The organism is Micromonospora sp. DT31 (genome assembly GCF_049841795.1).
GTDB lineage: Bacteria > Actinomycetota > Actinomycetes > Mycobacteriales > Micromonosporaceae > Micromonospora.
Genome location: NZ_JBNCKZ010000001.1, coordinates 25603 through 37871, shown reverse-complemented (window position 1 = coordinate 37871; position 12269 = coordinate 25603). Strand labels below are relative to the sequence as shown.

Here is a 12269-nt window from a genome sequence, read left to right as displayed (position 1 = left end):
GGGCGTGGGCCCCTGCCCGCTCATCTGGTGCGCTCGATCACACCGGTCAGACGGAACCCGTCGGCGGACACGGTGCCGCTCCCCCAGAAGGACGAGGTCCCCGGGATGTTGGCCAGCGCGTCCAGGCTCGGGTCGTTGCCGCCGACCTTGGGCCCGTACGTGACGCTCCACCGCCCGCCGGCGTAGCGCAGCAACAACGTGCCCGGGTACTCGACGTACGGCGGGATCGGGTTCGTACCGCTGATCCACACGTTGCCGTTCGCGTCGCCGGCGACGGCGTACACCCGGCCGGCGGGTGCCGGTCCGGCCACCCGCTGCCACGTCCGGCCGTCCCAGTGCAGGATGACCGGTTTCGGGGAGGAGTCGAAGTCCTGGGTGCCGACCGCCCAGGCGTCGGTCGACGAGCGGGCCCACACGCCGGTGAGCCGGGCGCTCGGGATCGACGGAATCGGGGCCACCCGCCACGACCCGCCGACGCGCTGCACGATCATCGGCTCCGGGTATGGCGCGTCGGCGAGGTGCCGCTCACCGGCGGCGAAGACGGCACCGTCGTTGGTGCGCGAGACCGCCCGGAGGACACCGTTGAGCCCTTCGTCCCCGGTACCGCCACCCGGCCGAACTGACGGGTGTCGCCTTCGACGACCAGCGGCCGGCCGCCCTCGTGACCGACGAGCACGGCCCGCCCGCCGCCGGTCGCGGCCACGTCCAGCAGGTCCGAGGTCCCGGGCGGGGCGGACCACGGCGTGTGGGACGTCCAGGCCTCGCCGTCGAAGTGCCCGGCGTACGGCTCACCGAAGCGCCGGGTGCCCACCGTCCAGACGTCGCCGGCGTTTGCCGCGTCCACCTTGTACAGCAGCTGCGCCTGGTGCGGCAGCCGCCGTTCCGCCCACGTCTGCCCGTTCCACTGGAGCAGGGCGTACGGCTGGTCGATCGAATAGTTCCGTAAGAGAGTGGTAAGAACGGCTCCTCCGGCGGTGAGCGGGGTCAAGGTGCTGCGCGGCGAGAAGTCGTCGAGTGCCGACACCCAGCAGGGCACCACCGGAGGTCTCCTTGCATCGAGCGGCGGTCGCGTCACGGTCGTCGCGGCCCCACCCGGTGGCGACCGCCGGGCCCGACCATGAAAAGGAAGCGATATTCGTCGATGCATTGACACTCCGGACGGGATCGCGAACACTTGTCCGCAACGCGCATGCAACACAACCGGAAGGCATTCGTCTGCCTCCGCGTGACGCGCCGGAGCCGCTCGGGCGGCACGTCAACCACACCCTGACCGCGAAGCCCCGGGGTCGCGCGCGATCCAGCAATGTTAGCGCTAACAAGATCGCCATCCCGAGAGGACTCTACGGCTGCCGGACCACGGCGGGCAGCAGCGGCTTCGGTGATCAGTCTGATGTCCGAACCCAGAGAGGCCAGATCACGTGATTGACCACTTCCTGACGCGGATCACGTCGCCGCGGAGCCACGCAGCGGGCCCACCCCGGAGCACCCGGCCGTTACGCCGGCTGCTGATCGTGCTGGTGGCCGCGATGACGGCGATGGTCGGCGGTGTCGTCGTCTTGTCGTCGCCGGCCAACGCCGCCACGAACCAGTTCCGAGGCATGAACTGGGCTGTGCTGGGCGACAACTTCAGCACCGGTCCCCTCGTCGTGCAGGGCCTGAGCTCCTCCGACAGCAACGCGACGGTGCGGGCCAAGGCCAACGCCCTCTATGACGACATGGCGTCCACCATGGGGGTCAACACCGTCCGGCTGCCCATCAACACCCACACGGTAGGGACGGCGTGGTGGGAGGCATACCGGGGCGCCATCGACGCCGCCACCGCCCGCGGATTCACGGTCATCCTCGCCTACTGGGAGGACGGCGCCGCCTCCGGCGGCAGGATCACGAACCTCGCCGCGTGGAACGCGATGTGGTCCACCGTGACAAACACGTACGGCGCGAACCCCAACGTCTACTTCGAGCCGATGAACGAGCCGCACGGTTACAGCTCGACGGAGTGGCGCAACGTCGCGGCCAACTGGCTCAGCTACCACTACTCGGCGGTGCCCAGCCGGGTGCTGATCGGGGGCACCGGGTTCAGCCAGGACCTGCGGGACATCTGCAACGACACCCGCTTCAACTCGACGTTGCTCTCGTTCCACTACTACGCCTTCTTCTACGGCGCGATGACCTACGACGCCTTCCGGAGCCACATCCAGACCCGACTCGGCACCTGCGCCGGCCGGGCCGTCGCCACCGAGTTCGGCGCGCCCATGAACGACGGCCGCAACTACGCCGACGCGAACAGCACCGACAACTTCGTGCGCTACATCCGCGCCATGGCCCAGGTCATGCGTGACAACCGGATGGGCGGCACCTACTGGCCCGCGCTCGGCGGCAAGCCCGGCACCATCGGCTACGACTGGTACTCGATGTATTCGCTCAGCGGCGGCGGCACCGACCTTAATCTGACGGTCCGGAACACCTCCGGCGCCGACCAGGTCCGCTATGCCTGGGGCGACACCATCGGCGGCGGCCCCACGACGCCGCCGCCGACTGACACGTTCTACCGGGTCGTCGTGCGGCACAGTGGAAAGGCCATGGACGTCCAGGCACCGAACACCGAGAACGGCTCGCGCGTCGGCCAGTACACGTACAACGGCAACACGTGGCAGCAGTGGCAGTTCCAGGACGCCGGCAGCGGCTACTGGCGCCTCGTCAGCCGCAACAGCGGCAAGTGCCTCGACGTGGTGAGCGCGTCCACCGCCGACGGCGCCGAGCTGATCCAGTACACCTGTGGCAGTGGCACCAACCAGCAGTTCCAAATGGTCGCCAACGGCAGCTACTTCCAGCTCCGGGCACGACACAGCGGCAAGTGCGTGGACGTACCGGCCGCATCGACCGCGGACGGTGTGGTCCTCAAGCAGTACGCGTGCAACACCGGCGCCAACCAGCAGTGGTCGCGTACGACCGTCTGAACGACCTCGGCCGCTGCCGTAGCGACGGGCCGGATCGAGCAGGCCCGCCGGCCACGGTCACCAGCCTGCCGCCCGCCGCTGATGCGCGGCGGGCGGCGGTACGCAGCCGGCGCCGTCGGGCGCCCGTGACCTCATGGTCTGCGGGCGCCCCCGTCTGCTCGGCGTCGGGGGCACGCCACGACGCTTGCCGTCATGGACGGCGTATGTTATGGCAGGGTGGCCCTGACGTGCCAGCAGGTGGTCGCGGGTCCGCTGCGGTCGGTGCGGCCGTCCCTCTGGTCACCGGCGCAGGTGGCCGATGCCGTGCTGGTCGAGCCAGGCGACCGTCCGAGGCACGAACGTCGGCGCCCCCGGGCCGGCGCTGACGTCCGTGGCGACCAGCGGTACCTGGGCGGCGACCGGGAGCAGGGTGGACTGCCAGCACGCCGGAGTGGCACAGGCCGAGCGGTCGTCGACGCGCCAGGCGGCGGCCACGCTGCGGCCGTCCGGGTCGGCCGGGCGGTATTCCAGCCACCGGCGCAGGTCGTTACCGCCGTCGATTCCGGCGACGAGGACCAGGTTGAACGAGCCCTGGACGCGAAGCAGGCGGATCTGCTCCTGCACGCCGACGATCGACAGGCCGGTGCCCACGCACGCGGGCCCGCCGTCGCGCCAGCAGGTCCAGACCGCCGCGGGATCGGCGCCGCCGGCCGCCGGGAAGTCGTAGTACGAGATGTCGAAGACCACCGCGTTGTCGTCGCCGAACACCTCCGCCGCCGCGCTCCAGAAAGAGCGGGTGGCGAGAATGTCGCTCTGGCGCAGCGACACGACGGGTGTGATGCCGGCCCGGACGAGCCGGTCGACGTACCGGGCCACCTCGTCGAGGTAGCCGACGCGGTTCTGCCGATCGGTAGGGCTGCCGGTGTAGACGAAGCAGGCATCGCTCAGCACGACCCGCACCGCGTTGACGCCGCGGGCCCGCAGCGCGCCCACGGACGCGTCGTCGACCGGGCCGTCCCAGCGGATCGGTCCCCACGCGCACCCGCCGGGCACGGCAGACCTGACGATTCCGCGTGGCCGGTACGGCCTCGGGTCGGCGGTGACGGTGAGGATGCGGTTGCCGAACGCCTTCAGCGCGGGTGCGGCGCCTGGTGTCTGCGGCGGGAGCACCCGGACGCCGCGGACCTCGGCGGTGGCCTGGGCGCCGCCGCTGTCGTAGGCAGTGGCGGTGATGCGGGTACCGCTGTTCGGCGGCACGCCGCGCCAGTCGAACGCGTACGGCGCGGTGGTGTCCACGGCGAGCAACGTGCCGCGCTCCCGGAACTCGACCCGCTCGATCCGCCGGCCGGCCGCCGCCGTGGCCTCCGCGCGGATCGGGATGACGCCCGGCGCGGCGAAGAAGTCGTTGGGTCGGGGCGAGGTGAGCGCCACCGACGGCCCGCCCGGCTGCGGGCTGGGCGGTGCGCTGGGCCGCGGACTCCCCGAGGCGGGCGGGGGCGACGAGGAGGGCGGGGGCGACGAGGGGGGCGGGCTGGCGGCGTCCACGTTGCACGGCTGGCCGCTCAGCACCCAGTCGGTCGGCTCGGGGTCGGCGTCCCGGTAGTTGCCGCCGAACCGCACCGTCACCGAGGCGCCGGTCGGCAGCGTGGCCCCCGCCGGTGGGCGGAGCATGGTTACCGGGTACAGCTCGCCGCTGCCGAGCGTGTAGCCGTCCGGCAGCCGGTCGTGGCCCATGGTGATCGACTGACCGCTGGCCTGCCGGAACCGCAGCCACCAGTCGGTGAGGGGAGAGCCCAGGTTGGTGAGGGTGAGTTCGGCCCAGTAGCCGGTGGACCACTCCCGGGTGATCGTGTAGTCCACCGTGCACACCGTCGCGGCGTAAGCCGGCGGCAGCACCATCGTCATGGCCCCGCCGACGACGACCGCGGCGGCCGTGGCCAGCGCGAGAATCCTGCGTCGCATCACATGCCCCCGCATTTATCGATAGATATCGTTTTACACAGCGTCAGCGCTCGGGGCACGCTCTGTCAATACCGTGGTGCCACCGGACGAGCGACTTTGTGTGCCGGCGAGCTTCTGACCACCGCGCGGTGGAGTCTCATCCGGTACAGCCGGAGGGCTCTGATCGGCACGAAGATCACATCGCCACGTACTGCGGGGTGGGCCAGGCCGGCGAGACCGCGTAGATTTCCGAGTTCGACCTGGGTGCGGTGTGTTGGACACGACGGGGCGGAAGCCCGTTACCGGTATTTCTGGTAGCGGACTTCCGCCCTGCATACATCCATGGTGGGCGCGAGACTGGGATCGAACCGGTGACCTCTTCGGTGCGAAGCAGGACATGCCCTCTGCACTGCGCTGACAAGAATCCGCAGCCAGGAGTGGGCGTACGCGCGCCGCTCATCCCGTCGTGCCAGGGCTTCAGTCCTCCACCCAGCCGTACCTGTGTGCCATCGACAGCAGCGCCCGCCGGGCCGCGAGGATCTGCGCGGCCGTCAGGGTGGGGACGTCGGCCATCAGCGCTTCGGTGACCGTGTTCTGGAATTCGGCCGTCGAGAGCACCTCGCATTCCCCGTTGTCGAGCGCCGTCGGCACCTGCGGAGAATCGGACGCCGCGGCGGGGGCACTATCGATGGCGACACTGCTCGCCTTCAGGCCGCGGTCGGTCGCGTCCACCTCGTAACGGACTCGCAAGCCGGGGCGCACCAGGTGCCTGTCGGCGCCAAAATCGTTGGCGTGGACGAATACATCCTCGCCGCCCTCCAACGGGGCGATGAAACCGTAGCCCCGGACGTCATCGAAACGAACCAACGCACCAACCGCCACAACAACTCCTACGCCAGAAGAAAAAACTGCACTATGACAGGGTGTTACGCCGCCGCCGCCGACCACTGGCCCGGCTCTGCCGTTGCCGTGCCAGGGCCCCGCTTGATCAAACCGTCGGGCCTCATTCAGCTATCCGGGTGCGCATGGTCCAGCGGAAGACCACCGGCCCCTCGGCGGTGCCCGAGGCTCCTTCGCAACGTTCGAAATGCTCGTAGCCGCCGAGATGCTCCAGTTTCACCTTCGCCACGCCGCGCGTGACCGAACGCACCCGGAGATCTTCCGGGAGATTCGCCGGACCGCCCTCCAGAATGGCCTCGACAATCGATTGCGCATACCGGGGGGTCATCGATTCAGCGGACAAGGCCCACCTCCGTCTTTGCTTCTATCGTGCGGGGCAGCGCCGCCCCTGCGGTACCCGAGACCACCCCCTAGGCGTGCGGTCCGCCCTGCTCGGCCAACACCCCCGTCACCACCGCGGCGACAGCGGAGCGCTGGGCGTCGAGGTAGAAGTGGCCGCCGGGGAAGACCCGCACGTCCGTCGGGCCGACGGTGTGCTCGCGCCACGCCCGCGCGTCGTCCAGGGTCGCTCGCGGGTCGTGGTCGCCGACGAGCACGGTCACCGGGCAACGCAGCCGGCGCGCCGGATCATGCCGGTACGCCTCGACGGCCTGATAGTCGCCACGCAACGCAGGCATGACCATGGCCATCACCTCTTGGTCGGCCAGCAGCGTGTCCGCGGTGCCCTGCAGCATGGCGATCTCGGCAAGCACGTCAGCGTCGTCCCGTATCCGCAGGTCGCCCTCCCGGCGACGGGCGGGTGCCGGTCGTCCCGAGACGAAGAGGTGGACCGGATCGACGCCCCCGGCTTCCAGACGGAGCGCCACCTCGTACGCCACCACCGCCCCCATGCTGTGCCCGAACAGCGCCAACGGCCGGTCCATGCGCGCAGTGAGGACCTCGTGAACCTCGTCAGCCAGCCTCATGAGGTCGGTCACGGGCGGTTCGGCGCGCCGGTCCTGCCGTCCCGGGTACTGCACCGCCAGCACCTCGGCGCCGGAACCAACCTGGGTCACGAACGGGGCGAAGTAACTGGCCGACCCGCCGGCATGCGGCAGGCACACCAACTGCACTGCACCGTCCGGGTTCGGATGGTAGCACCGCAGCCATCGACCATCCACATCGGATGCAGCGGCCACAGGAAATCACCTCTCGATCGGCACTGAGATGAAGCCTCCCGCCAGCCCTTCCGGATGCTCAACCCTTATCCGCCCCCTACACCACCACATTCTTCGAATTTCGCGACACCAATTACCGTTGAATAGGCCGGAAGCCGTACCGACGCCATATCTTCATGGAATGGAATCAATGGTTATGCGCTCCGAAAACGCGATCGGCGATGAACAGCCAATACGGGAGCAACTGCCGGAGCTCGCCCCGGATCTGCTGCGCCGACTCTCGGCTGCCCTGCGGTTGCCCGCAGGGCAGCAGCCGTCCTGGCCTCTCCCGGACCGCGCACGGGCGGCCCGGGAGTTGCTGAGCCGAATGCCGCCGATCGTGCCGCCCGGGGAGACGGACGAGCTGAAGCGGCGATTGGCAGCAGTCGCGCAGGGCGAGGCGTTCCTCGTTCAGGGCGGGGACTGCGCGGAGACGTTCTCTGCTTCCGCCGAGCACATCCAGGGCAATGTCAAGACCCTGCTCGCGATGTCGGTGGTGCTCACATACGCCGCGGACATGCCCGTCGCGATCGTTGGCCGGATGGCCGGGCAGTACGCCAAGCCCCGGTCGCGGGCGGTCGACATTCTGGGGCTGCCGGCGTACCGAGGCGACATAGTGAACTCGCCGGTCCCCACCCCGGCCGGGCGGACACCCGACCCCGACCGCCTACTGGGAGCCTATGCGGATGCCTGCCGGACGAGGAACTTGATGCGCGCCGCCTCCCATACGCCGGGGCTCGGCGACATCCATGAGGTCAACCAGGACTTCGTGCGGACGAGCCCGACCGGCTCGCGGTACGCACCGCTGGTCCAGGATATCGAGCGGGCGCTCCGTTTCGTGGCGGCGTGGAACACCGATCACCGGGACCGACTGCGGACCGAGGTGTTCACCAGCCACGAGGCTCTGCTGCTCGATTACGAGGTCCCACTGCTCCGGGCCACCGGCGACGGCTCGCTGTACGCCAGCTCGGGCCATCTGCTCTGGCTCGGCGAGCGCACCCGGCAATTCGACGGCGCCCACCTGGCGCTCGCCGAGTTGCTCAGCAATCCGGTCGGGGTGAAGATCGGCCCGGGCACCAAGCCGGACGACGCGATCGCGTACGCCGAGCGGCTCAATCCGGAGCGGGAGCCCGGCCGCCTGGTCATGATCACGCGGATGGGTCGGCACCGGATCCGGGAGGTCCTACCGCCGATCGTCGCCGCGGTCACGGCAGCCGGACATCCTGTGGTGTGGCAGTGCGATCCGATGCACGGCAACACCCACGAGTCGCCGACGGGTTACAAGACTCGTCACTTCGACGACGTGCTGGACGAGGTCAGAGGGTTCTTCGAGGTACACTGCCGGCTGGGCACGCACCCGGGTGGCATCCACGTGGAGTTGACCGGTGACGACGTCACCGAGTGTCTCGGCGGCCCCCACCAGCTCACCGACGCCGACCTCTCCGGCAGGTACGAGACCACCTGCGATCCACGTCTCAACGCCCGGCAGTCGATCGAACTGGCCTTCCTCCTGGCCGAGCTGGTCCGACGCTGAGGCCCTAGGCAAGTGCCAACGGCCTCCCACCGGTGGGTGGGAGGCCGTTGGCACTTGTGACGGCCTGCGTCAGGTTCGGTGCATCGCCGGGAAGAGCCGCAGCAGCTCGGCCGGTCGGTGCAGCACTGCCTGCGGCTTCGCCGCCAGCAGCCGCTCGGTGTCGGACTCCCCCCACAGTGCGGCGACCGCAGCCACGCCGGCCGAGTGGGCGCTCAGGATGTCGGTCTCGGCGTCCCCGATCATCACGGCTTCCTCCGATTCGGCGCCCCACAGGGAGAGTGCTAGCAGCACCATGTCCGGTGCCGGTTTGGCCCGGGCCACTTCGTCGCCGCCGATGACGTGGTCGAATAGTCCGAGAAGTCCCAGCCCGTCGAGCAGGGAACGGGCGCGGGGCCCGCTCTTGCCAGTGGCGACCGCGAGTCGCAGACCCCGGGCCCGCAAGCCGTGCAGGAGCTCGGTGACACCCTCGTACGGCCGGATCCGGTGCGCCAGCCGGTAGCTCTCCCGGACGAACGGCTCCTCCATCTCGGGAGGCAGGCCCATGATCATCATGATGTCCGGGAAGTAGCGTCCGAGATGGCGGTTGTACTCGTTGAAGGGCGCCTCGCCGGCCCCGACGACCTCCGCGTACGCGATCCGGAATGCCTCGCGCATCACCTGCATGCTGTCCACGATCACACCGTCGAGGTCGAAGATCACCGCAGAGATGCGGTGGCCCGTGAGGTCATCGGACCAGGCAGGCTCCAGGTCGGGCATCGGCGTCGGGTTCATGTCTGCTCCCAAAGGGATAGAAGTGGCAGGTTCAACGGCTCGTCACTTGTGGTGACGCAGCCGAGGCCCCGAAGTGCCGGGCGGAGGCATAGAGCCGCTCGATCACGTCGATGGCGCGGGCCGCCTCGGCGACGCCGCGGCCCTTGGCTGCCGGGTCGGTCAGCCGCACCGCGATGTCATCGAGCTGACGGTCGTACTCGGCACCGATCGCCTCTTCGGTGACCGGCACGGGCTCGACGCGGCCGTCACGGTGCACGCTCAGCGAGGAGACCTCTACTCGATTCGGACTGAAGCCGAAGGTGCAGCGCAGCAGCGCGCTGCCGGCACTGCCGTCGATCCGGACGGTCGTCACGTCGCGTTCCTCGTGCGAGGCCCAACTGGCCTGCAGTGCGATCGAGACACCGTCCCCGGTGACCAGGAACCCGCGGGCTGTGTCCTCCACGTCGCCGCGCGACATCTCCCCGGTCCCATCGCCTCGCCAGTCCGCGCGGCTCGCCGCCCGGTTGATGAAGTCGTCGGTCACCATGCCGACGGCCTGGGTGACGTCGACCGGGCCCAGCAGCGGCTCGACCAGGTCCAGCAGATGCCAGCCCAGATCCAGCAGCGCGCCGCCGCCCGACAGCTGGCGCCGCGTGAACCAGCCCGCCCCGTCGGGTATGCCGCCGGCGCGTACCCAGGAAAGGTCGATGTGCCGGATCGAGCCGAGCCCGGCGGCCACCTCGCGCAGTGCTCCGACGTCGGAGCGGTACCGCGCGGCGCTTCCGGCCAGCAGCACCGCCCCGGCCGAGCGTTCCGCGTGCGCCAGCTCAACGGCCTCCGCCGAGTTCAGGCAGACCGGCTTCTCCACGAACACCGGAACGCCCCGGCGCAACAGGTCCACCGCTACGGCATTGTGCAGATGGTTGGGCACGGCGACCACGGCGAGGTCCACATCGGCGCCCAGTTGCTCCGTGCTGGCGAGCAGACGCGCGCCCGGCGCATGGTCACGGACCGCCGCCCGCGCGGCCGGGGCGGCGTCGACCACCGCGGCCACCTCGAACGCCGGATGCCGGAGGAGGCGGGGTAGCCAGATGCTTCGTGCCGCCCAGCCCGCCCCGACCACACCCACCCGGTACGGGCCGGTTGTCACCGCGCTCATCGACGGGCCACGACCTCAGCGAGGATCTCAGCGACCCGGTGCATCTGCTCCTCGGTGCCGAGCAAAGTCCGGTGATGCAGCCAGATGCTGTCTCGGAAGATTTCCTCGGTGTTCGGGCACCGGCGCGCGATGTCGTCGATCGTCTCCATCGGTGCGGCCCGCTCCCAGAACGCGTCGCACCGGTAGATCGCGCGGAACGCGGCGAAGGCGGGCACGCCACGGGCGACCAGCTCGTCGACGAGTTGGTTACGCTCCTGCTCCCGCAGACCGGGAATCCGGAACATCGCCATGTAGTACGGGTTGCGGTCAACCCGCGCGTCGCGGCCTTGCGGCGTGACCCCCGGGATCTCCGCGAGCAGCCCGGCGAGCAGCGGCCAACGTTGCTCACGGGTGTCGATCTGCGCGTCGAGCCGCGACAGCTGGGCCCGCAGCACTGCCGCGGAGAATTCGTTGAGGCGGAAGTTCGACCCGGACGTCCGATGCAGGTAGCTACGGTCCTCGCGGGGCCGGCCGCAGCTGTGACGCAGGAACGCCTGCTCGTAGAGCGCGGCGTCGGGAAACAGCACCGCACCGCCCTCACCGGCGGTCATCAGCTTGCCGTTCTGGAAGCTGAAGGCCGCGATGGAGCCCAGCTCGCCGACGCGCTTGCCCTTCCAGCGGGCGCCGTGCGCGTGTGCGGCGTCCTGCACCAGGGGCACGCCCGTTGCCGTGGAGAGCTTGCTCAGCGCGTCCATGTCCGCCAGGTGGCCGGCCATGTGGACCGGCATGATGGCACGCGTCCGGTCGGTGACCGCCGCCTCTGCGGCGACCACGTCGATACAGTACGTCTCCGGTTCGACGTCCACTGGCACCGCGACGGCACCCAGGCGCTGGGCCGCCTGTGATGACGAGATAAAGGTGAAGGCCGGTACGATGACCTCCGTGCCGGGCCCCACGCCAAGCACTTCGAGCGCCAACTCCAGTGCGTGGGTTCCGTTCGTCACGGCGAGCGTGTGGCTAGCGCCGTGGTATTCGCCGAACTCCTCCTCGAACGCGTCGACCTCGCTGCCGGTGATCCGCCACCACTGTCCTTGCTCCAGCGCCCGTAACACGCCGGCGCGCTCCTTGTCATCGAACTGGGGCCAGTGCGGAAGATTCAGGTTCTCGGTCCCCTGATCCGTCATCGACACTCCATTCTGGGCGCCACACGGGAATTCATCCCTCTTGGTCCTGACCATCGATACACGCGAACACGCAATTGCTTTCAATCAGCCGCGGGCCGACGCTACCGCAGGCCATGCCGCCACTATTCCCCTAGCCAAACCCCTACCGACCCCTATGTCCGGCGCGTTTTGCGGGATGGCATCGCCGAATGTGCGGGCAGGGCGCTAGAGTGATCGCGATTTCGCAGGACCACAATTTGAGGTGCGACTTGAGCCAGTTGTTGTTACTGAATGGCCCCAATCTCGGGATCCTGGGCCGAAGGGAGCCGTCGGTCTACGGCACCGACACGCTGGCCGATATCGAGAAGGCCGTTGCCGCCGAGGTCTCCGGACGGAGTTGGCGGGTGCGGGCGGTGCAGCACAACTCCGAGGGTGATCTCATCGACGCTGTCGAGGCCGGCTACGACACCGTCGGCGCGATCGTCAATCCGGGCGCGCTCATGATCGCAGGATGGGGCCTGCGCGACGCGATGGCGAACTATCCGCACCCCTGGATCGAGGTGCACCTGTCCAACGTGTGGGCCCGCGAGCAGTTCCGCCACGACTCGGTCCTGGCGCCACTTGCCGCCGGCATCATCGTCGGGATGGGCTCACTCGGCTATCGGCTGGCGGCACGCGCGCTGCTGGAGCTGGTCGCGGCATAATCGACAC

Annotated in this window: 12 protein-coding genes; 3 read left to right on the top strand and 9 right to left on the bottom strand. The window is 69.4% G+C overall.

Annotated elements, in window-relative coordinates:
* Window positions 1-20: 20 nt before the first annotated feature.
* A complete protein-coding gene (locus ACLQ2X_RS00155; RefSeq protein WP_425678814.1) occupies window positions 21-491 on the bottom strand; it encodes a hypothetical protein in 471 nt (156 codons plus the stop codon).
* Complete coding sequence (locus ACLQ2X_RS00150; RefSeq protein WP_425678813.1) at window positions 488-1039, bottom strand: hypothetical protein; 552 nt, start codon at window positions 1037-1039, stop codon at window positions 488-490. The genes ACLQ2X_RS00155 and ACLQ2X_RS00150 overlap by 4 nt, the downstream gene beginning before the upstream one ends.
* 487 nt (window positions 1040-1526) lie before the next feature.
* On the opposite strand from ACLQ2X_RS00150, the gene ACLQ2X_RS00145 reads away from it, so the two are divergent.
* Window positions 1527-2957, top strand: a complete 1431-nt coding sequence (locus ACLQ2X_RS00145) for an RICIN domain-containing protein (protein ID WP_425678812.1) — start codon at window positions 1527-1529, stop codon at window positions 2955-2957.
* A 279-nt stretch (window positions 2958-3236) separates the two neighbouring features.
* Here the strand turns inward: ACLQ2X_RS00145 and ACLQ2X_RS00140 are convergent, their stop codons facing one another.
* From ACLQ2X_RS00140 to ACLQ2X_RS00125, 4 genes are all read right to left on the bottom strand, one after another.
* Window positions 3237-4898 carry an Ig-like domain-containing protein gene (locus ACLQ2X_RS00140; RefSeq protein ID WP_425678811.1) on the bottom strand — a complete coding sequence of 554 codons (1662 nt, stop codon included), beginning with the start codon at window positions 4896-4898 and terminating at the stop codon, window positions 3237-3239.
* 456 nt (window positions 4899-5354) lie between these two features.
* Window positions 5355-5759 carry a cold-shock protein gene (locus tag ACLQ2X_RS00135; protein ID WP_425678810.1) on the bottom strand — a complete coding sequence of 135 codons (405 nt, stop codon included), beginning with the start codon at window positions 5757-5759 and terminating at the stop codon, window positions 5355-5357.
* 121 nt (window positions 5760-5880) lie between these two features.
* Window positions 5881-6120 (bottom strand): DUF5988 family protein, encoded by a 240-nt coding sequence (locus ACLQ2X_RS00130; protein ID WP_425678809.1) that lies wholly within the window; start codon window positions 6118-6120, stop codon window positions 5881-5883.
* A 67-nt stretch (window positions 6121-6187) separates the two neighbouring features.
* Window positions 6188-6955 (bottom strand): thioesterase II family protein, encoded by a 768-nt coding sequence (locus ACLQ2X_RS00125; protein ID WP_425678808.1) that lies wholly within the window; start codon window positions 6953-6955, stop codon window positions 6188-6190.
* Between the two features lie 28 nt (window positions 6956-6983).
* Here ACLQ2X_RS00125 and ACLQ2X_RS00120 point away from each other — a divergent pair, with 28 nt between their 5' ends.
* Entirely contained in the window at window positions 6984-8507 is a 1524-nt protein-coding gene (locus ACLQ2X_RS00120) for a 3-deoxy-7-phosphoheptulonate synthase class II (RefSeq protein ID WP_425678807.1), read from the top strand.
* 69 nt (window positions 8508-8576) lie between these two features.
* Here the strand turns inward: ACLQ2X_RS00120 and ACLQ2X_RS00115 are convergent, their stop codons facing one another.
* The 3 genes from ACLQ2X_RS00115 to ACLQ2X_RS00105 are packed head-to-tail and all read right to left on the bottom strand — an operon-like array spanning window position 8577 to window position 11579.
* On the bottom strand, window positions 8577-9263 hold the full coding sequence (locus tag ACLQ2X_RS00115) for an HAD-IA family hydrolase (protein WP_425679516.1): 687 nt from the start codon (window positions 9261-9263) through the stop codon (window positions 8577-8579).
* 46 nt (window positions 9264-9309) lie between these two features.
* The gene (locus tag ACLQ2X_RS00110) at window positions 9310-10416 is read right to left on the bottom strand and encodes a Gfo/Idh/MocA family protein (protein ID WP_425678806.1); all 1107 of its coding nucleotides are present in this window, start codon (window positions 10414-10416) and stop codon (window positions 9310-9312) included.
* Window positions 10413-11579: a DegT/DnrJ/EryC1/StrS family aminotransferase gene (locus tag ACLQ2X_RS00105; RefSeq protein WP_425678805.1), complete on the bottom strand. Its 1167-nt coding sequence runs from the start codon at window positions 11577-11579 to the stop codon at window positions 10413-10415. The genes ACLQ2X_RS00110 and ACLQ2X_RS00105 overlap by 4 nt, the downstream gene beginning before the upstream one ends.
* A 248-nt stretch (window positions 11580-11827) precedes the next feature.
* On the opposite strand from ACLQ2X_RS00105, the gene ACLQ2X_RS00100 reads away from it, so the two are divergent.
* Window positions 11828-12262, top strand: a complete 435-nt coding sequence (locus ACLQ2X_RS00100; RefSeq protein ID WP_425678804.1) for a type II 3-dehydroquinate dehydratase — start codon at window positions 11828-11830, stop codon at window positions 12260-12262.
* Window positions 12263-12269 lie beyond the last annotated feature (7 nt).